We start from the raw sequence: 18104 nt of genomic DNA, 5'->3' as shown, positions 1-18104 counted from the left end.
TGACCATGGCGCAAGCCAGTAAGAAACCCGTAGCCGCCAAGCCCGCCGCCAGGAAGACGGCCTCACCTCACGCGGCAAGGGGCGCGGACCAGACCGAGATGCCGGAGGCGACCATCAAGCGCTTGGCGGAAGAGGCAAAGAAATTCTCGGATTGGTGGCACGAGGACAGGCGCAACCTTGAGCGGTTGCAGCATCGCGTGCGGTCACTGGAAGGAACGCTTCGCGCGATTTCCAATCTCGCACTTCTGGACGTGGGCGACTTTGTCAAGCGCTGCGATCGCAGCAGTCCCTACGATGACAACATCCCCTTCTAGCCCGCGACTGCGGGCCGGCGATCGTTCGCCGCCCGGTCCGGAGGCCAGCGCCCGGGCGCTTCCGGATCGGACAAACTCAAGACGGGCGCGGAACGGCCGCGAGGACATGAAGAAAATCAGAGATGCGCAGACCATCATCGGCATGCTGGAGGGCGGCGAACTCGCCCAGGCCTTGTCGGGTGATATCACCGAGACGCTCACCAAGCTCAAGGATCTGGGTGAAATCACCGGCAGCAAGTCGACCGTCAAGGGCAAGGTGGTGCTGACGCTCGACTTCGAGGTCAAGGCCGGCGCCGTCACGGTTCTCGCCGGCATCGACACCAAGGTGCCGAAGGCGCCGCGCGGCTCATCCTTCTACTGGATCACGGACGACGGCTCGCTGTCGACCGAGCATCCCCAGCAAACAGACATGTTCAGCGGCCCACGGTCGGCCGCCGATCGCCAGTAGCAGACCGGCTTTTTTCACCTTAACAACCGAGAGGATCCTCTTCCATGACTGGCAATAAAACCGACACTTTCGTCGCAGGCGACGCCCTGCGCGCGGACCTCGATATCATGGCCGCGCTCGGGGCCAAGGCGGAAGGCGTCGAGATCGCCGCGCTTGCCAACACCGCCCAAGTCCCCGGCCTGCCTGAGGCGATTCCTGTACTGCTCAAGCGCGGCACCGCCCCGGGCATTGACGGACTGGACCGGTTGTTCGAACCCTACCGGCAGCACCCGGCCCGCAAGACGGGCCAGGCAGTGGCGCAGACCTTCGAGGCCTTCTGCACCCTGACCCTCCGTCATCAGACCGAGCACAGCGCGATCTTCGCCAACATGGACTGGCGCAAGCCGACCCTGACGACGATCGTCGACTATCACGAACTGGCGGATGGCCATGCCAACTTCGGCAAACATCGCATCCATTACGCTTTCCCGCTGTCCGAAGAATGGCAGAAATGGGTTGCGACCGATGGTGAGAAGATGGACCAGGGCGCTTTCGCCTGGTTCCTCGAGGATCGCGTTGCCGAGCTGTCGTCGCCGACGGACGAGGAGAAGCTCCAGTATGAGCGTGACTTCGCGACCACGATCGCCACGCCGGCGCAGCTGGTCGAACTGTCGCGCGGCTTGCAGGTCAATGTCGAGAGCAAGGTCAAGGCATCGACCACGCTGCAGAGCGGCGAAGGCCAGATCGCCTGGGAGGAAACCCACAATGGCGCCGACGGCAAGCCGCTGAAGGTACCCGGCATCTTCATGCTCAACATCGCCCCGTTCTTCATGGGCGAAAAGGTGCGCATCCCGGTTCGACTGCGCTACCGGCCGTCGGGCGGCAAGGTGATCTGGTTCTATCAGATCTACCGGCCCGACCAGTTCATCACTCAGCACGTTCGCGACGTGCTCGGGGAGACGCGCCGGCAGACTAACCTGCCGACCTTCGAAGGCACGCCGGAGATGGCGGCGTGAAGACGCAAACGATCATCCTTGCGCGGGAGGCATTGCTTCCCGCGCTCGCGCTCGTCACCAAGGCTGTCGAGCGGCGCAGCACCATCCCCGTTCTGCAGAACCTTCTGCTCGCCGTCGACGCCGCGGCGGGCATGCTGACGCTGACCGGCACCGATCTCGATTGCGAGCTGCGCACGTCCATTCCCTGCCAGGCGGGCAAGGATGACGCCTTCACCCTGCCGGCGACGCTGCTGCATGACGCCGTGCGCAAGATGCCGGACGGCGCAGAGATCGCGATCGCGGCCGAGAAGGACTTCGCGACGCTGACGGCCGGCCGCGCGCGCTTCAAGATACAGGTCCTGCCGGCGGCGGACTTTCCGGCGATCAACACCGGCGACTTCAGCCACACTTTCCCGCTCGACACGGGCACGCTCCAGCGCATGCTGGCGATGGTGACGTTCGCCATCTCGTCGGAAGAGACGCGTTACTATCTCAACGGCATCCACTGGCACGCGGCCGAGGATGCCTTCAACGCCGTCGCCACCGATGGTCATCGCCTGGCCAAGTTCTGCACGGCGCTGCCGGAGGGTGCTGCCGGCATGCCCGCCATCATCGTGCCGAAGAAGACGGCCGGCCTGATCAAGCAGATCCTGGGCGACAAGGTGGTCACCGTCACGATCTCGGTCTCGGATTCGAAAATACGCATCGAGGCCGGCAACGTCACGCTGCTGTCGAAGCTGATCGACGGCACCTTCCCCGACTACCGGCGCGTCATCCCGTCCGGCAACCAGAACCGCTTCACGGTGGACAAGGAGACGCTGGCCAAGGCGGTCGACCGCGTCACCACGGTCTCAAGCGAGCGCGGCAGCGCGGTGAAGTTCGCCTTCGAACCCGGCGGCAACCTCGTGCTGACCACGAACAATCCCGATGCCGGCAGCGCCGATGACGAGGTGACGATCGACGACAGCCAGGGCGACGCGGTCGAGATCGGCTTCAACGGCAAATACTGCCTTGATTTGTTCAACGCCGTCGAAGGCAAGCGCCTGGTCTTCAGCCTCGGCGACCCCGGTTCGCCGACGCTGATCGAGCCGGAGGACGCCGACAAAAACGGCCTGAAGCCGCTCTTTGTCCTGATGCCAATGAGGGTGCCGTGATGGCCGACGTTGTTGACACCGTCGTCGCAGCCGTTCGCGCCGACCTGCTCCGCCGCTCCGAGCTTGGCATCGCCAAGTATGGGTTCACCCTCGATCGCAAGGACCTTAACCTGCGCGATTGGCTGCAGCATGCCTACGAAGAGACGCTCGACCAGGCCAACTATCTGAAGCGAGCGATCATCGAAATCGAGCATCGTGCCGATGGCGGCGCCGGCATAGTCATGAAACACACAACCATTGCTGGGTGCGGCAATGGCTGACCATTCCTCGATCGAGTGGACCGACGCGACCTGGAACCCGATCACCGGCTGTTCCGTCGTGTCGCCCGGCTGCACCAACTGCTACGCCATGAAACTTGCCGGCACGCGGCTGAAGCACATCGACAGCCGCAAGGGCCTGACGCGCGACACCAAGGCCGGCCCGGTCTGGACCGGCGAGGTTAGGCTCAACCGGCAATGGCTCCATCAGCCCTTCGACTGGAGGAAGCCGCGCCGCATCTTCGTCTGCGCCCACGGCGACCTGTTCGCCGAGAACGTGCCGGACGAGTGGATCCTCGACGTCTTCACCGTCATGGCGGCAGCGCGCCATCACACCTACCAGGTGCTGACCAAGCGCGCCGACCGTATGCGCGAATTCCTGTCGCGGCGCGATCTCCTCGAGGACATCTACGCCAACTGGTATAATTTCACCGGCCAGGCGCGCGAGGTCTTTTCATGGCCGCTGCACAACGTTTGGTGCGGCGTCTCGGCCGAGGATCAGAAGCGTGCCGACGAGCGCGTGCCGGACCTTTTGGCGACACCGGCCAAGATCCGCTTTGTCTCAGCCGAGCCGCTGCTTGGGCCGCTTGACCTGGTCTGGGCTTTATCGAGGAACCGTCTCGACATTGCGGCCGGCTTCATGTCGCGCGGCCGATTCTCTCCTGGCCTAGAAGCGTTGAAGCCGCTCGATCAAATCATCGTCGGCGGTGAGAGCGGCAGGGGTGCACGGCCGATGCATCCTGATTGGCCGCGCTGGTTACGTGAGCAATGCGCGGCCAACGGAACAGCCTTCTTCTTCAAGCAGTGGGGCGCCTGGTCCGAATTCTATGACCGGGATCGCGAGGATCCCGACTGGCGCAAAGTCCCCACGGTGGATGGTCAGATGGGCCCCGGTGCAACGCGCTTTCACAACTTTGCCGGCGGCTGCGGCTTCCACGGAGATCGCGTCGTCGCCATGCGCAATGTTGGCAAGAAGACCGCCGGTCGACTGCTCGATGGCGTTGAACACTCAGAACTCCCAAAGGTACCGGCATGAAAGCGCTGACCATCTGGCAGCCTTGGGCGACGCTGATCATCGCCGGCGCCAAGCCCTACGAGTTTCGCAGCTGGCCGGCGCCTGTCGCGTTGCGCGGCCAGAGAATCGCCATTCACGCCGGCGCCCGGCCGGTCAGGAAGGCCGAGCTTGCCGACCTGATCATCCGCCTGCGCTCGCCCGAGGCCTGGTCGACGGCCCTGAAGCCGGAAGCTCTGGCCATGCTCGAGCGCTGGCATTCCAATCCGGCCGCCCTGCCGCTCGCCTCGATCCTTGGCACGGCCGTGCTCGGCCAGCCGAAGCGCGCCTTCGACATCGTCTCGGAATTCGGCGCCAGGCTCAACGACAGTGACCGCGACCAGCATTCGAACTGGGCATGGCCGCTCACCGAGATCGAGCCTCTGAAGCCGATCCAGCCAATCAAGGGCTTGCAAGGCTTCTGGAACTGGAGGCCGGCTTGACCTCCCTGCCCTACATGTTCCGCTGGGCCCGCCACGGCCGCAAGGGCGAGCGCTGCGCTGTCACGGCACGCAGCCGTGCCGGAACCGCCTCATTCGCCCTGGCGGGCTTCGGGCGGCCCGCTATGGCCCGTTTCAACTCCATCCGGGTCGAGTTCGCCGACAGATTCGTGATGGTCACCAGCGGCAACGCCATCCGCAAGGCGAAGCCGTGAAGCACGACACGTCACCAATAACGGCCACGGTGCCCCGGATGGCCATGTCGCTGGCCAAGGTGGCGATCGCGCTCGATGTCAGCCCGAACAGCGTGCTGCAGATGGTCGAGGAAGGCCTGTTGCCGCGCCCCCGTGTCTGGCGGCGCCGGAAACTGTGGCGCCTGGCCGAGATTGACGCGGCCCTCGCCGAATGGCCTACTGACGGCGACGAGGAAGGGGAAGTCGGCGAACCAGGACGGTGGGATGCTGACTGATGTCGGATTTGGCCACCATCGATCTGCCTTACATCGAGAAGAATAAGTCGCGCCATGGCAGCATGCGCTACTACTTCCGCTTCGAGGGTGTGCGCATTTGTCGCTTGCCCAAGGATCCCGACAGTGAAGCCTTCTCGACCGCCTACTGGTTGGCTCGCAACCAAGTCGAGAATGGCGCAGCGCCGGCGCCGGTCCGGAAGGCCCTGCCTGGCCAACCGCTGCCGAATACCTTCCGCTGGCTCTGCATGCTCTACATGCGCTCCGATGCTTTCCTGAAGCTCGACAAGACCACGCAAGGCAAGCGTCGCCAGATCATCGACGCCATGTGGCTCGAGCCGGTGAAGAAGGATGGCACCGACATCTTCGCCGACATGCCCATCAAGCTGCTGACCATCGACAACATCACGAAGCTGCGCGACCGCAAGGCCGAAACGCCATTCGCCGCCGACGAGCGGTTGAAGATCCTGCGCCAGGTGTTCGACACGACACGGCCCGGCCGCGACGGCAAGCCCGAGCACATCATGAAGGTGAACACCGCCAAGTTTGTGCGTTCCTACCGCATGAAGACGGAAGGCCACCACACCATCACGGGCGCCGAGATCCGGCAATATTTCGAGCATCACGGCGTCGCTTCGAAGGCGGTGCTTGGGCTGGCTCTGCTGATGTATGTCGGCTTCCGTGTGTCGGACCTTCAGGCGATCGGCCCCCGGCACCGCCGCGGCGACTTGTTCATGTTCCGGGTTTTCAAGGGCCGCAACCGCAATCCGAAGACGCTGGAAGTGCCCATACACCCGATTCTGGGGCACATCCTGTCGCTGCACAAAGTCGCCGGCCTCTACTACCTGATGACCGAATACGGTGAGCCCTACTCGATCAAGGGCCTGTCGCAGCGCGTGTCGGAATGGTTCAGCCAGGCCGGGCTACCGCATTGCACCGCGCACTCGGTGCGCAAGGGTCTGGCCACAAATATCGCCGACAACGAGGCGACTGATTCGATGCTGGACGGTCTGTTCGCTTGGTCCGACGGAAAAACGTCGAAGATTTACACTGCCCGAAAGAATCAATCCCGCCTTGCCAGGCAGGCCGTGCAACGAATTGACTGGGGGGATTTCGGGAACTTATTGCCACACCTTGGCGGTGAGGGTTCGGTTCCGGCTGCCACACCGACCGAATTTATCGAACAAAATCATTCATCAAGCGCACAGCGCGCTTGAGAATGGAGGCCTCGCCCGGAATCGAACCGGGGTGCAAGGATTTGCAGTCCTCTGCGTAACCACTCCGCCACGAGGCCTCGTTACTCCCGGCGTTCCACCCGGTTCCAATAGGTTGCGGCGAAAAAGCCGTCAAGCGGCGACAATGCATTCGCGACGGTTTCGCCTGCGCCAGTCCTCGCACCCCGCCCTAAATGCGAGACGGGGCGGTTCGAGCTGCGTTAGCAAGCCGTTAAGCATGGCGGAGGATCGGGAGAAACTCCGCGCACCGGGCTGCGTTGAGGCCGAGGAGGACTGCGCCATGCAGCTGGCCAAACCGGACGAGTCGACCAACAACGCGGACAGCTCGCCGCTGCTGGGGTGCGAGGAGCTGGTGCGCTACGCCATGGATTGCCTCAAGATAGAAGGCACCGGCCGGCTTTCACCGCGCGACCGCGCGCGCCTTGCCTCGGCTTCCGCCGTCCTGAAGGAAATCAGCGAGGATCTGAGAGCAGGCCAGCAGGACGCCCCGGAGGAGGCGAGCACTGGAACGCAGGATAGCGCTGCGATTTGATTCGGGCCCCAAAGGCCGCCGCGACGAAGCCGGGCAAGGTCCCCGGCGTGGCCGATCAATCCGGCCGGCGCCGCCGTTCCCACCAGACGACGAACCGGCGCCGATGGCGGCGCACCATGGCGAATTCGTAGGAGAGCACCAAAAGTCCGAGCGGCACCATCCAGAAACCGAGAATCGGCAAGAACCCCAGAATGCCGCCAATCGTCAAAAGCACGCCGATTGCAATCCTGAGGCCGCGCGAACGCGGCATGGTGAACTTGCGCCCGAAGACCGATATCTTTCGCGCCGGTGCCTGGTTTTCTTCTGCTGCCGTCATCTCGAATGGCTGGTCCGTCTGGTGGTTTGAGGATGTCACTTGACGAAAGCCGCGACCGCGCATTCGGTTCCGCGCCCTCGCAAGACGGCTAATATGAGGACGAACGCCGCCGATTGCGAGAAACGCCTGAGCGAAAAAGTCTCGGAAAAATGCGAAATGGTTCTTTGCAAAGCCGAAAAGGGTTTGCTATAGGCTGCGCCACTCGCATGAGAGCCTCTGTTCCCCGGTAGCTCAGTGGTAGAGCAACCGGCTGTTAACCGGTTGGTCGCTGGTTCGAATCCGGCCCGGGGAGCCACTTAATCCAGAAATGTCTTTAAACCCAAGCACTGCAAGGGTTTCCGCCTCCCAGAGGTACACTGCGGGGTACACTGGGCTATGACGATCGGCGTGAACCACATTCAGAAGCGCGGCAAGGCCGGATGGGGCTACAGGCGCAAAATCCCTGGAGAACTTTGGACCATTTTGGGCACGCGAGAACACCTCGTGCCCGCTTGGTGCCACTTACCAGGAGGCGCTAAAGAAATACCCTGCGGTTCATGCAGAGGCCGAGAAGTTTTTTGTCCGACGCGGTCAAGCGCGCCAACTGCCCCGACAGCGTGGGATCAGTTCCGCGACGAAATAGCCGCTGCTGGCAAAATGGGATTTGGCGAGGTCATCGAAGCGGCGCGATCCTATGGCGAATTCGGCGTGGCCTGAAGATCACGTCGCCTTCCACGCAGCGGCTCGATATGCCGATCCGTTCCGCTCAATGTCGTCGAGCAAGCCGTCTCTCGAAGAAACCAAAGCCGATAGTGATCAATGCCGCCAGCAGGAAATATCCTAGCGCGGCGGCGAACAGAGGCTCGTAGACCCGAAATGTCTGCGCGCGAACGAGGTTCGCCGCACCCATGAGTTCGAACACCGTGATCGTCGACGCCAGTGCGGTCCCCTTCAAAAGCAGGATATTCTGGCCGCCGATCGCCGGCAAAGCCAACCTGAAAGCCTGCGGGAGAAGGACGGAAATCATGATCCGTGTTTTCGACAGGCCAAGCGATTGGCCGGCCTCACGCTGCCCTTCTGGAATGGCCTGTATCGCCCCTCTCCAAATCTCGCCACAGTAGGCCGCGGTGTTCAGGGAAAGGGTAAAAAACGCATAGAAGTCCGCGCCTCGCAAAATGGGCCAGAGCGGGCTGTAGCGGATCGAGGGGATCCCCGAGAGAATTTGGCCGATACCGAAGTAGCAGAGGTAAAGCTGGACCAGGAGCGGGGTCCCCCGGAACGCGAGGATAAACGCAACCGCTGGATATCGCAGCCATTTGCTGTTGGATAGCCGGGCCAGTGCAACCGGGATGGCAAGCAAATTGCCGACCACCGCACAGCCGAGGAACAGGATTATGGTGACCTGGACGCCGGCCAGAAGCTGATTGGCAAGGTAGGCTCCAAACTCAGTCACGCTAGCCCCGCCTCCCGCCACGGACGGTGGCTGTTTCGAGGGCATGGAAAAGCATCGCCGATATGCCGGACATGGCGAGGAACACGAACGCGATCGCGCAATAGAACATGAAGTAATCGCGCGTCGCGCCGGCAGCCATCTTGCCGGCGAGAACGAGCTCGGTAAAACCGATCAGGCTGACCAGTGAGCTTTCCTTCAAAACGACCAGCCACAAATTGCCAAGCCCCGGCAAGGCCAGGGGGACCATTTGCGGCACGGTGACCAGGAAGAAGGTCTGGCGCCGTGTCAGACCGAGTGCATGGGCTGCCTCGACCTGACCTCGCGGGATGGCCACGATCGCGCCGCGCAGGACCTCCGTGCTGTAGCCGCCTTGAACGATCCCAAGCGACAGGGTCGCGGCGACAAACCCATTGACCTGGAATTCGGAAGTCAGTCCCGCCAGGCTCACGGCCCAGCGCAACGCGTCCGTCGCGGTATAGTAGACGAGGAATATGATGAGAATGTCCGGTACGGACCGGATGATTGTCGTATAGGCAACGGCTGCGGAGACCGCCACGCGGTTCTTCGAGATCTTGGCCACCGCACCCATGAGGCCGAGGGTCAGGCCCACGAGATAGGCGCTGATCGAAATTCCAAGGCTCAGGCAAGCGCCAAGAAGCAATTCGTCGCCCCAGCCCTTGTCCCCGAAGCTGAGCAGGGTTGCCCAAGACACGGTCGAGTTCATACAGCGCGTTCCAGTTCAATGAAGATGGCGACGGCCGCCCCGGGCCGGCCGTCCCCTGGGCCTGAACCAGATGATCAATCGCCGTAAATGTTGAAATCGAAATAGCGCTTGGTGATCGTCTCGTACTCGCCGCTGGCGCGCACCGCCTTGAGTGCTGCATTGAGGCGGTCCCTCAGAGCGGTGTCCTCCTTGCGCAGGCCGCCGCCGTCGCCGTATCCAAACATTTTCTCATGCGGCAGCGTCACCTTGATTTCATAAGCTTGGCCCTCCGGCTTCTTCAAGAAATCCTGGATCTGGATGCCTGCCGCAGCCATGAGATCCACGCGTCCGGCCTGGATGTCCGCGATTTCGTCATCGAGTGTTGGATAGATCTTCACTTCGGCAATGCCGTTGAACTTATCCTGCATGTAGGTCGCCTGCAGGCTGGCACTCTGTGCCGCGACCGCAATCCCCTTGAATGTCTCCGGCTTGGTCACGTCGAACTGCCGCGTATCCGCCTTGGCGCCGACAAGCACGTTGGGCGAATAGTAGTACTTGTCGGTGAAATCGATCACCTCCTTGCGCTTGTCCGTGATCGACATCGAGCTCCAGATGACGTCGAACTTCTTGGCCAACAGCGCGGGAATGATGCCGTCCCAGGCGATATCGACGATCTCACATTTCGCCTTCATCTCTTTGCAAACGGCATTCATCAGGTCGATTTCCCAGCCCTGCCAGGTGCCGCTGGCATCCTTGACGGAGAAAGGCGGGTATGGCTCCGCGGCGACACCGAAACGGATGACATCGTCGGCCGCCGACGATGAATTGGCGGCGCCAAATACCGCCACGATCAGTGACAAGGCGAGTGCAAGCTTTTTCATGATTGTTCCCCTTTTTGTTTATGTGGATTTGTATCTTCCGCAATGATGATGCTGGTAGCCGGGCATCTGCCGATCTTTCGACGTCGGCCCGTGGCCAGCCGGCAGCATCGAGCATCGTGGACTGGTTCGGATGTCGGCGATGCGAACTTGGCCATTCGGCTCGGTCGACCTTCTTTCAGGGCGGTGTTTGAAAACGCTAACAGTTCAAATGATCTCGATCTAATGCCCCCTGCCGTGCGGTTCATCACCAATAGTTATGACGATAGCCCCTTCGAGTGACGCAGTCCGGCGACCGGCAAACGATCGGCGCTCATTGATCGGCGCGTGCGAGGACAGGGCTGAATTGAACGGTTCACGACGCCGCCATTGATCGCGCCTATGAGCTTTCAGCGATAGTCCCGCGCCCACGGGAATAAGCTCGCGACTGTCCACCAAATTTCTGATGTGGCATCGTCGGCTGGTTCCGGGATGGCCGGCCGCAATGCGGTCGGTCCGGTGCGTTCGCTCTAAGGTCGTCATATGAATAGCAGCCCTTGCCGGTCCATCGAGGAGATGAGCGAAAAGATCGCTGCCGGCCTGTCGCCCGTGGAAATCATGGAGGGTTGCCTCGATCGCATCCAGGAACTGAATGAACACATCAAGGCGATGATTTTCGTGGCCGAAGCTGATGCCCTGGACGCCGCGCTTCAGGCCACACGCGAAATCAGATCCGGTCACAGGCGCGGCCCGCTGCATGGCGTGCCGATCGCGGTCAAAGACGTTATCGACGTCAAGGATTGGCCGACAACGGCTGGCTCCCGGTTGTTTCGGGATCACGTCGCGACGGAAACGGCAACATGCATTGCCAATCTTCAGGCGGCCGGCGCCATCATCATCGGCAAGACGAACCTGCACGAACTGTGCGTCGGCGGCCACGACAATCCTTGGCACGGCAAGGTCGCCAACCCGCTTGATCCGGACCGTGGGACAGGTGGCACGAGCAGCGGGTCGGCCGCAGCGGTCGCGGCCGGTTTTTGCCTGGCAGCGGTTGGCACGGACAGCGGCGGGTCAAACCGATCCCCGGCTGCTGCAACCGGCTTGTTCGGTTACAAGCCGACGAATGATCTGATCGCTGTGCAGGGCGTCATGAGCATAGCGCCTTCGCTGGACTGCGTCGGCGTTCTTGCACGCTCGGTCAGGGACGTTCGCCTGATGACCGAGGCGCTTGCCGGAAAACGGCTCGCCCCGTCGGCAAGCGGGGGCAGCAAAACGACAACGGGCATCACGATCGGCATCTGCCCCGAACTGCTTGGCGCTCACGTCGACACGTCAGTCGATATCGCGTTGGCTACCATGCTCGATCGTCCTGAAGTGCGCACGGTCGAGATCACCTTCGACGACAGGGAGGCGTTCGTTGCCGCGGGACTGACAATCCTCCAATGTGAGTTCGCGCGAATCTACCGCAATGCAATCGAGCAGAAGCCGGACATGGTCGGCGACGCGGTTCACTCATTCCTGCAGGGCGGCATTCGCATCCATGCCGGCGCCTATGATAGCGCCATCGAAATCCGTAACGGCGTGCGAGGCCGGTTTCTGGAGAAAATCGCGGGCCTGGACGCTTTTGCCATTCCTACGGCGCCTGGATCGGCGCCGCGGCTTTCCGACGAACTTACCGAGGTGAATGGGGAAATGGTGCCGTGGGGACTGGCCGGCGGCCGCTTCCGCCGCTGGGCAAATATGCTTGGCATGCCGGCGTTGGCTATTCCTTTGCCGGTTCCTGACGGGCTTCCGGTGTCGGTGCAACTGGCCGCAGGTCCGGGTCAGGACGCCGGTTTGCTCGATCTCGCCGAAATGTTGACAAGCAACTGAAATCAGTTCCGCCAAATCGCTGAAAGTTCATAACCTCCAGGAATAAACTTCCTTCGCGCGCCTCTTGGAACATCCGACCCTTCCCATTAATCTTGGCGTTCGCAGCTCGCTGTTTCGGCACAGCGATCCAGCTGCCTGGCAAGGTAAGCGGGCATGAAATTTGGCGAAAAGGACACCGTCACGAAGGAGGCAGAGTTTACGCCTCGCGAGATCGAGGTCTTCGCTTCGGTCATGCTGCATGGAACAACCACCAAGGCGGCCGACGCACTTGACATCACGCAGCCGGCTGTCAGCAAGATGCTCCAGCAACTCAGCGAGAAGGCGGATTTCCAGCTGTTCAGGAAAAGCCGGCAGCGGCTGATCCCCACTCCTGAAGCGCACATGCTCTATGCCGAGGTGAAGCGCGTTTTCGAGTCCGCGCGCGGCATCTCGCGCGCCGCGAGGGAGATACGCGAGCTACGAAGTGGCAGGTTGAATATCTGCGCGCTCCCGGCCTTCGGGTCCACGCTGCTGCCATCCATCATCACGAGCTTCTCAAAACAGCATCCATCCGTGTCGATTTCCCTGGATATCCGCAGCTCCGCCACGGTGGTGCAGCGGGCGAGCCGCAATCAGCTCGACATCGGAATAGGCGTAACGGCATCGGACGAGAATTCTTCAATCGTCAGGCGAGCGCTGACAGCGACCCCACCGGTTTGCGTCATGCCGGCGGGTCACCGTCTGGCCGAGCTCGACGTGGTGCAGGCAGAAGATCTCGACGGTCTCGACTTCATCTCGATGGGCTCCGCTGATCCGATGCGGCAGCAGCTCGATGCCTTGTACGAAGAACGCGGAGTGGGACGTCTGTTGAAGATAGAGGCCAGTCTGTCCAGTGCGTGCATCGCCCTTGTCGCGTCCGGGGCGGGCGTGAGCGTCGTCGACAGGCTTTCGGCGTGGCTGGCACGCGACCTGCCGATCGAGATCAGGGATTTCCGGCCACGTCTCGATCTGAACCTCAGCGTCTACCGGCCTTGGGGTGTCATTGCATCGACGGCGGCGGACGCCTTCACCGAGCATCTTATCCAGACGACGCGAAGCTTTATGAACGGCGTAGAGGCAGGAATCACCGCCCTGGGTCCTCGCCGCCAGGCCGACAGAACTGTTTTCATTCACCGCTGAAAGCCTCTAGCGGAGCGGCAGGCATTCGAACAGGCGGCCGATATCGGCTTCGTCATTGTAGACATGCGGCGACACGCGCATCTTCGTGCCGCGCAGCGTGACGTGCACGTCAGCCCGCTTCAGCTCTTGTGCCGCATTCGGCGCGAGACGGCCCCCTATGTCGAGGATCGCGATATGGGGCGTTGGGTGTCGCGGACGCGCGACCGGCAGCCCTCTGCTTTCCGCCTGCGCCCAGACAAGCTCATTAAGGTGACGCAGGCGCTCAAACACGCGCCCGACGGTCCAACCGCGGATGAGCTTCATTGCGGCGATTGCGATAGGCAGGACCGCGAAATCGGAGCGTTCCCCCATGTCGAACCGCCGCGCGCCGGGAAGAAACTCGGCCACGGCCACCTTGTAGAAGTCCGATTTGTCCCCGCCCATCCGGTTCCATGAATGATGCTCCAGAGTGCGCCCCTCTGTGTGCCAACGCCGGTCGGCGTAAAGGAATGCGAGGCGATATGGCCCCAGAAGGAACTTGTAGGTGGCAAAGACGAGAAAGTCCGGTCGGACGCGCCGGACATCGAAGGGTATCGCGCCAACCCACTGGGTTCCGTCAACGACAAGACTGGCGCCCGCTGCCCGTGTGGCGGCGGCCACCGCCTCCAGGTCGATCGCCACGCCCTCGAACCAATGCACCAGCGTCCCCGCAACGACCGCGATGGGACGGCTCGAGTCTTGGATTGCCGATACGATCGCGCTGGTCCAGTCGCCGTCGGCTGGTTGCGGGACGATATCAACGCAGGCGCCGGCGCGTTGCGCGAGGTCATACCAGACATATCTGTGCGAGGTGTGTTCGTTCTCCATCAGAAGGATGGCCGAACCTGCCGCAACCAAAACGTTGGCGGCTGCGATAGCCATGCCATAGCTGGTGGCGGCCACAATGGCGATCTCATCGGCATCGGCGCCCACCATTGATGCGGCGAGCTGCCGAGCCTCTTCCACCTCGTCGTAATAGGAGGCGATGGTCATTTTCCAGGGTTCGGCTTTCACCCTGACGCCGGCCTCGCCGGCCGCGACGGCGGCGGTCGGGATCGGAGACATGTATGCGACATCCAGATAAGCTGTCTCGCGGGGAATGGAGAAGAGATCTCGTTGGCAGCTCAGCATGGCATCACAACCTGAAATCAATTGAGGTGCCGAGTCCGGCGTTGCGGGCGGAGATATAGACAAGATTGGCAAGCTCGATGTCTTGCGCGGGAACGCCGAGAGACCGGAAAAGCGTGATCTGATCGTCGCCAGTGCGGCCGGGTTTCGCACCTGCCAGCACGTCGCCGACCTCGCCACGGATATGATCGACGCCGATCACGCCGGTTTCAATCGCCTCGATCAGTTCTCCCGCGGCCGTCAGCGCCATAGGCAGGTAGTCGACCCAGATCTGCGCTCTGCGCACACAGTCGAGGTCGAGCTCGCGGCATGAAGCGACGCTCGCCCCGACCGCATTGATATGGACACCAGGCGGAAGCCATTCGCCGCACAGCACCGGCTTTTCGGAAGATGTCGTGGTGCAGATGATGTCGGCCTCGCGAACGGCCTCGCCAGGGTCGCGATGTGCCTTCGCCTGGAATCCGGCGGCTGACTGCTCCTCGGCGAAGTGCTGCGCCTTTGCAAAGTCGCGACCCCAAACATGGATCGCATGGATCGGCCGGACGTCCGCAATAGCCGCGACATGCCGGCGCGCTTGCTCGCCATATCCGAACAGTGTCAGCGAGGTGCTGTCTTCGCGCGAAAGTGCCCTCGTCGCGACAGCACTGGCCGCCGCGGTCCGCCAAGCCGTAAGCTCTCCCCCGTCGATCAAGGCTACAGGCCGTCCATGATCCTTGTCGAACAGGAAGACACCGCCGCGATGAGACGCGAACCCATGCGCGAAATTGTCAGGAAACACGGAAAGCACCTTCGCCCCGAACAGCGGCCGGTCATCCAGCGCAGCATACATAAGCGACAGACAACTCCCGGCCGCACCCGGCAGCTCAAGTGTGCGCCTGATCTGCTGGCGCGCCATGCCGCTCGATGTTTTGCGCAGTGCGGCCTCGGTCGCTTCAAGAGCCAGGGATAGGCTCAAAATGTCCCGGATCGCGTTCTTGTCGATCAGGAGGAATTCCGGCTCGCCACTCACCGTGCAGTCTCTTCCATTCCGCGATCCCCGATGCGCCGATAAGCGTAGCATTGCTCTCGCAAACGGTTGCGCCCGAATTTGATAACTTCGCACGAGAAGTTGCCCGTGCGGGCTAATGGGCCGACCTGGGCAGCCGCAGATGGCTGGGACATTGGTTCATAACTTTTGGCCATGAACGGCAGCGACCAGTTCAATTGACCGCAGTTGGCACCCATTGCAATGTTTTCAGGCAACCGAGGATGTTGTGCGGGGTTGCAAACACATCGCAGGCGCCGATCGAATTAAGAAGAGCGGCGTCAGCAGTACTGTCAAGAACTCCAGCAACATCTCTCAACGATATAGCGGCATTTGCATCGATTCGTCTTTCAGAGATTACTCGTATCGGATGACGTCATTAGCCCGGGAATTTTTGGAGGTCATTTTTATGCGTGTCGTGGTCATTGGTTCCGGTATCGTCGGCAGTTCCGCCGCCTATGAATGCGCCAAGGCGGGAGCAAGCGTCGTCGTGCTGGAGGCCGGACGGATAGCAGGCGGCACGTCGGCGGTAAGCTTTGCCTGGACAAATGCGACGACCAAGCAGCCCCGGCCGTATTTCGATCTGAACGTCTCGGGAATGCGCGCCCATCTTGAACTCAAGCGCGACTTCGGCGTCGCTCCCTGGTTCACCCAGACCGGCAGTTTCGATTGGCGAACAGTGCCGGAGTCGATGGACGATTATTTCGAGAACTTCAGGCAGATGAAGGAATGGGGCTACGGCGTCGAGTGGATCGACAAGAAGCGCGTCGCCGAGATGGAGCCCGATATCGATGCCTCCGCCTTCGGCGATTGTCCAATCTCCTACTATCCGGAAGAGGGCTGGGTCGATCCGGTGCTCTACTCGGCCTGGCTTTTGCGGGCGGCGAAGGAGCGCTGGGGAGCACAGGTCAAACTCGGTTCACGCGTGACCGAGATCGAGACCGAAAGCGGGCGCGTACGGGCAGTTCGGACGGCGAACGGAGGCCGACACGCTGCGGATGCCGTCGTGAGCTGCACCGGCGGCTGGTCTAGTGAGAGGCTCGGCGATGCCCAGGGTATTCCACTTTCCTCGACCATAGGCGTGCTCGCCTTCACCCCGCCGGTGGCGTTGACGCTCCGAAGCCAGCTGCATGCCGACGATCTGGATATCCGTCCCGACGGAGCGGGGCGCATCATGATCCATAAGGTCTCGGTAGACATGACCCTGGAGAAGCCGGAGGTGCTCAGCCCTGCCGGGAACGAGGCGGCGACGCTCCTGGATGCGGCGACCAAGGTCCTGCCTTCGCTCCGCGACGCAGGTGTGGAAGCCATTCGCACGACGGTCCGGCCGTTCCCGGAGGACGGCTACACCTGTGCCGGCGCCATGCCGGATATCGTCGGCCACTACATGGCCGTAACGCACAGTGGTGTGACCATCGGCCCGCAATTGGGCAAGGTGGTCGCCGACGAAGTCGTGCGCGGCAAAATCCATGACGAAATGGAAACGTTTCGTCCGCAACGCTTCTTCCAGGCCCACGCCCAGCGCTCCGCTGTCGCGCACGTCTGATCCCGCTCAGCAGACCGCTGGATTGCGTACGGCGGCCTGCTTTTGACCAACGCAACCAGGGGCCTCCGCCATGGGGAACATCGAACGATTCGACAAGAACGAACGGCTTAGCCGTATCGTCGTTCACAACGGCACGGCCTATCTCTCGGGCTTGACGGCCGATGACAAGAAAACCGGCACGTCTGACCAGACGAAGGAGATATTGGAAAAGGCGGATCGCCTTCTGGCGAGCGTCGGTTCGGATAGATCGAAGCTGCTGGTCGCGCAGATCTGGTTGAGGGATGTCGAAGACTTCGACGCGATGAACAAGGCTTGGGTCACATGGCTCGACGGCGTGGAGCCCCCGGCACGCGCCACGGTCGGGGCGAGCTTCGCCTTGCCCGAGATCCGTGTCGAGATCCAGCTTACCGCAGCGATTTGACACGTCGCCCGCCACGTCCAGGCCAGCGAGTCCAATCAGATTCGTCAGGGACATGCTTGCGCACCGGCCTTCGCGGCGCGATAGATGCGGCGGTTTGGGGAGGAATCATGCGAAAAGTCCTGGCATCGGCATTGCTGCTGGCGGCTGCGGCGTTCGCGACCGGCGCTCATGCGCTGGACAGCAGCGGCACACCCGTCGTCGTGACACCCCTCGCCTCGCGCACGACCACCGCTTCCGGCCAGCCGATCACGCTGCCGCAGAAGAACGTGCAGGTGCTGGTGTCGACCTACGACATAGCGCCGGGCGCGACCTTGCCGGTGCACAAGCATCCGTTCCCGCGCTACGCCTATGTCGAGGCCGGCACGTTGAAGGTCACCAATGTCGAGACCGGCAACAGCAACACCTACAAGACTGGCGATTTCATCATCGAGATGATCGGGCAGTGGCATCAGGCCACCAATATCGGTGAAGGCCCGGTCAAGCTGCTGGTGATCGACCAGGTCGAGGAAGGCACCAAGAACACGGTTTTGCGCCAGTAAGCCACCGCTGCTCCGGCTCCTCGAACTGTCTCGCCACGGGAGCGCGCCGCGTTAAGCGTTGGCCCAGCTCTTCACATCCGGTTCCGCACGACCGGGCTGACGATGCTACGCCGGTTGCCCGCCTTACCGGCGGAACCGGATTCCCCCCGTTGGGTTTTTCGCGAAATCCCTTTGCTTGGTGAATGCCTTTTCCTGGAGCAAACTCCCTGCCGGGGCTCA

Annotated in this window: 22 protein-coding genes and 2 tRNA genes; 17 read left to right on the top strand and 7 right to left on the bottom strand. The window is 62.0% G+C overall.

Features of this window, described 5'->3' with window-relative positions; all coding sequences use genetic code 11:
* The first annotated feature begins 5 nt into the window (after positions 1-5).
* The 10 genes from FJ973_RS05795 to FJ973_RS05750 all read left to right on the top strand — a co-directional run bounded on the left by FJ973_RS05795 (position 6) and on the right by FJ973_RS05750 (position 6321).
* Entirely contained in the window at positions 6-314 is a 309-nt protein-coding gene (locus FJ973_RS05795; RefSeq protein ID WP_140555143.1) for a hypothetical protein, read from the top strand.
* Positions 315-420: 106 nt separating this feature from the next.
* Positions 421-762 (top strand): hypothetical protein, encoded by a 342-nt coding sequence (locus tag FJ973_RS05790; RefSeq protein WP_140555142.1) that lies wholly within the window; start codon positions 421-423, stop codon positions 760-762.
* A gap of 44 nt (positions 763-806) precedes the next feature.
* On the top strand, positions 807-1757 hold the full coding sequence (locus FJ973_RS05785; protein WP_246675826.1) for a DUF2303 family protein: 951 nt from the start codon (positions 807-809) through the stop codon (positions 1755-1757).
* Positions 1754-2890 carry a DNA polymerase III subunit beta gene (gene dnaN / locus FJ973_RS05780; protein ID WP_246675825.1) on the top strand — a complete coding sequence of 379 codons (1137 nt, stop codon included), beginning with the start codon at positions 1754-1756 and terminating at the stop codon, positions 2888-2890. Before FJ973_RS05785 ends, dnaN begins: the two co-directional genes overlap by 4 nt.
* Positions 2890-3150 (top strand): hypothetical protein, encoded by a 261-nt coding sequence (locus FJ973_RS05775; protein WP_181170871.1) that lies wholly within the window; start codon positions 2890-2892, stop codon positions 3148-3150. The genes dnaN and FJ973_RS05775 overlap by 1 nt, the downstream gene beginning before the upstream one ends.
* Positions 3143-4183, top strand: a complete 1041-nt coding sequence (locus FJ973_RS05770) for a phage Gp37/Gp68 family protein (RefSeq protein ID WP_140555140.1) — start codon at positions 3143-3145, stop codon at positions 4181-4183. The genes FJ973_RS05775 and FJ973_RS05770 overlap by 8 nt, the downstream gene beginning before the upstream one ends.
* Complete coding sequence (locus FJ973_RS05765; protein WP_140555138.1) at positions 4180-4641, top strand: ASCH domain-containing protein; 462 nt, start codon at positions 4180-4182, stop codon at positions 4639-4641. The genes FJ973_RS05770 and FJ973_RS05765 overlap by 4 nt, the downstream gene beginning before the upstream one ends.
* Positions 4638-4853: a hypothetical protein gene (locus FJ973_RS05760; protein WP_140555136.1), complete on the top strand. Its 216-nt coding sequence runs from the start codon at positions 4638-4640 to the stop codon at positions 4851-4853. The genes FJ973_RS05765 and FJ973_RS05760 overlap by 4 nt, the downstream gene beginning before the upstream one ends.
* Positions 4850-5107, top strand: coding sequence for a hypothetical protein (locus tag FJ973_RS05755; protein ID WP_140555134.1), 258 nt, complete (start codon positions 4850-4852; stop codon positions 5105-5107). The genes FJ973_RS05760 and FJ973_RS05755 overlap by 4 nt, the downstream gene beginning before the upstream one ends.
* Positions 5108-5115: 8 nt before the next feature.
* Positions 5116-6321, top strand: coding sequence for a site-specific integrase (locus tag FJ973_RS05750; RefSeq protein ID WP_181170870.1), 1206 nt, complete (start codon positions 5116-5118; stop codon positions 6319-6321).
* A 3-nt stretch (positions 6322-6324) separates the two neighbouring features.
* On the opposite strand, the gene FJ973_RS05745 is transcribed toward FJ973_RS05750, so the two are convergent.
* A tRNA-Cys gene (locus FJ973_RS05745) sits at positions 6325-6398 on the bottom strand.
* Positions 6399-6619: 221 nt separating this feature from the next.
* Here FJ973_RS05745 and FJ973_RS05740 point away from each other — a divergent pair.
* The gene (locus tag FJ973_RS05740; protein WP_140495746.1) at positions 6620-6871 is read left to right on the top strand and encodes a hypothetical protein; all 252 of its coding nucleotides are present in this window, start codon (positions 6620-6622) and stop codon (positions 6869-6871) included.
* 55 nt (positions 6872-6926) lie between these two features.
* Here the strand turns inward: FJ973_RS05740 and FJ973_RS05735 are convergent, their stop codons facing one another.
* Positions 6927-7187 carry a hypothetical protein gene (locus FJ973_RS05735; RefSeq protein WP_140495745.1) on the bottom strand — a complete coding sequence of 87 codons (261 nt, stop codon included), beginning with the start codon at positions 7185-7187 and terminating at the stop codon, positions 6927-6929.
* A gap of 220 nt (positions 7188-7407) precedes the next feature.
* Between FJ973_RS05735 and FJ973_RS05730 the strand changes: the two genes are divergently transcribed.
* Positions 7408-7482 (top strand) — tRNA-Asn (locus FJ973_RS05730).
* A 450-nt stretch (positions 7483-7932) separates the two neighbouring features.
* Here FJ973_RS05730 and FJ973_RS05725 read toward each other — a convergent pair.
* The 3 genes from FJ973_RS05725 to FJ973_RS05715 all read right to left on the bottom strand — a co-directional run bounded on the left by FJ973_RS05725 (position 7933) and on the right by FJ973_RS05715 (position 10203).
* Positions 7933-8619 (bottom strand): ABC transporter permease subunit, encoded by a 687-nt coding sequence (locus tag FJ973_RS05725; RefSeq protein WP_140495744.1) that lies wholly within the window; start codon positions 8617-8619, stop codon positions 7933-7935.
* Position 8620: 1 nt separating this feature from the next.
* On the bottom strand, positions 8621-9343 hold the full coding sequence (locus FJ973_RS05720) for an ABC transporter permease subunit (protein WP_140495743.1): 723 nt from the start codon (positions 9341-9343) through the stop codon (positions 8621-8623).
* 74 nt (positions 9344-9417) lie between these two features.
* Positions 9418-10203 carry a transporter substrate-binding domain-containing protein gene (locus FJ973_RS05715; RefSeq protein WP_140495742.1) on the bottom strand — a complete coding sequence of 262 codons (786 nt, stop codon included), beginning with the start codon at positions 10201-10203 and terminating at the stop codon, positions 9418-9420.
* Between the two features lie 552 nt (positions 10204-10755).
* Here FJ973_RS05715 and FJ973_RS05710 point away from each other — a divergent pair.
* Together FJ973_RS05710 and FJ973_RS05705 are read left to right on the top strand one after the other, a co-directional pair.
* Positions 10756-12051 (top strand): amidase, encoded by a 1296-nt coding sequence (locus tag FJ973_RS05710; RefSeq protein WP_181167635.1) that lies wholly within the window; start codon positions 10756-10758, stop codon positions 12049-12051.
* Between the two features lie 153 nt (positions 12052-12204).
* Positions 12205-13209: a LysR substrate-binding domain-containing protein gene (locus FJ973_RS05705; RefSeq protein ID WP_140555129.1), complete on the top strand. Its 1005-nt coding sequence runs from the start codon at positions 12205-12207 to the stop codon at positions 13207-13209.
* Positions 13210-13215: 6 nt separating this feature from the next.
* Here FJ973_RS05705 and FJ973_RS05700 read toward each other — a convergent pair whose 3' ends face one another.
* The gene (locus FJ973_RS05700) at positions 13216-14430 is read right to left on the bottom strand and encodes an aminotransferase class V-fold PLP-dependent enzyme (protein WP_246675824.1); all 1215 of its coding nucleotides are present in this window, start codon (positions 14428-14430) and stop codon (positions 13216-13218) included.
* Complete coding sequence (locus FJ973_RS05695; RefSeq protein WP_181170869.1) at positions 14363-15364, bottom strand: ornithine cyclodeaminase family protein; 1002 nt, start codon at positions 15362-15364, stop codon at positions 14363-14365. The genes FJ973_RS05700 and FJ973_RS05695 overlap by 68 nt, the downstream gene beginning before the upstream one ends.
* 214 nt (positions 15365-15578) lie before the next feature.
* On the opposite strand from FJ973_RS05695, the gene FJ973_RS05690 reads away from it, so the two are divergent.
* The 3 genes from FJ973_RS05690 (at position 15579) to FJ973_RS05680 (ending at position 17885) form a co-directional block, all read left to right on the top strand.
* Positions 15579-16925: an FAD-dependent oxidoreductase gene (locus tag FJ973_RS05690; RefSeq protein ID WP_246674704.1), complete on the top strand. Its 1347-nt coding sequence runs from the start codon at positions 15579-15581 to the stop codon at positions 16923-16925.
* Between the two features lie 70 nt (positions 16926-16995).
* A complete protein-coding gene (locus FJ973_RS05685; RefSeq protein ID WP_140555125.1) occupies positions 16996-17346 on the top strand; it encodes a RidA family protein in 351 nt (116 codons plus the stop codon).
* A 107-nt stretch (positions 17347-17453) separates the two neighbouring features.
* Positions 17454-17885 carry a cupin domain-containing protein gene (locus FJ973_RS05680; RefSeq protein ID WP_140495738.1) on the top strand — a complete coding sequence of 144 codons (432 nt, stop codon included), beginning with the start codon at positions 17454-17456 and terminating at the stop codon, positions 17883-17885.
* The last annotated feature ends 219 nt before the right edge of the window (positions 17886-18104 follow it).

Origin of the sequence: Mesorhizobium sp. B2-1-3 (genome assembly GCF_006442495.1) — a bacterium.
Lineage (GTDB): Bacteria > Pseudomonadota > Alphaproteobacteria > Rhizobiales > Rhizobiaceae > Mesorhizobium.
Note: the sequence above shows the minus strand (reverse complement) of the source record. Positions and strands in the feature narration are given on the sequence as shown.

What these genes read in the sequence shown, in the direction of transcription:
- FJ973_RS05770 (WP_140555140.1), top strand. Translation starts at nt 3,143, where the DNA reads ATGGCTGACCATTCCTCGATCGAGTGGACCGACGCGACCTGGAACCCG.
- FJ973_RS05740 (WP_140495746.1), top strand. Translation starts at nt 6,620, where the DNA reads ATGCAGCTGGCCAAACCGGACGAGTCGACCAACAACGCGGACAGCTCG.
- FJ973_RS05685 (WP_140555125.1), top strand. Translation starts at nt 16,996, where the DNA reads ATGGGGAACATCGAACGATTCGACAAGAACGAACGGCTTAGCCGTATC.
- FJ973_RS05680 (WP_140495738.1), top strand. Translation starts at nt 17,454, where the DNA reads ATGCGAAAAGTCCTGGCATCGGCATTGCTGCTGGCGGCTGCGGCGTTC.
- FJ973_RS05735 (WP_140495745.1), bottom strand. Translation starts at nt 7,187, where the DNA reads ATGACGGCAGCAGAAGAAAACCAGGCACCGGCGCGAAAGATATCGGTC.
- FJ973_RS05715 (WP_140495742.1), bottom strand. Translation starts at nt 10,203, where the DNA reads ATGAAAAAGCTTGCACTCGCCTTGTCACTGATCGTGGCGGTATTTGGC.
- FJ973_RS05720 (WP_140495743.1), bottom strand. Translation starts at nt 9,343, where the DNA reads ATGAACTCGACCGTGTCTTGGGCAACCCTGCTCAGCTTCGGGGACAAG.
- FJ973_RS05765 (WP_140555138.1), top strand. Translation starts at nt 4,180, where the DNA reads ATGAAAGCGCTGACCATCTGGCAGCCTTGGGCGACGCTGATCATCGCC.
- FJ973_RS05785 (WP_246675826.1), top strand. Translation starts at nt 807, where the DNA reads ATGACTGGCAATAAAACCGACACTTTCGTCGCAGGCGACGCCCTGCGC.
- FJ973_RS05710 (WP_181167635.1), top strand. Translation starts at nt 10,756, where the DNA reads ATGAGCGAAAAGATCGCTGCCGGCCTGTCGCCCGTGGAAATCATGGAG.
- FJ973_RS05705 (WP_140555129.1), top strand. Translation starts at nt 12,205, where the DNA reads ATGAAATTTGGCGAAAAGGACACCGTCACGAAGGAGGCAGAGTTTACG.
- FJ973_RS05790 (WP_140555142.1), top strand. Translation starts at nt 421, where the DNA reads ATGAAGAAAATCAGAGATGCGCAGACCATCATCGGCATGCTGGAGGGC.
- FJ973_RS05775 (WP_181170871.1), top strand. Translation starts at nt 2,890, where the DNA reads ATGGCCGACGTTGTTGACACCGTCGTCGCAGCCGTTCGCGCCGACCTG.
- FJ973_RS05795 (WP_140555143.1), top strand. Translation starts at nt 6, where the DNA reads ATGGCGCAAGCCAGTAAGAAACCCGTAGCCGCCAAGCCCGCCGCCAGG.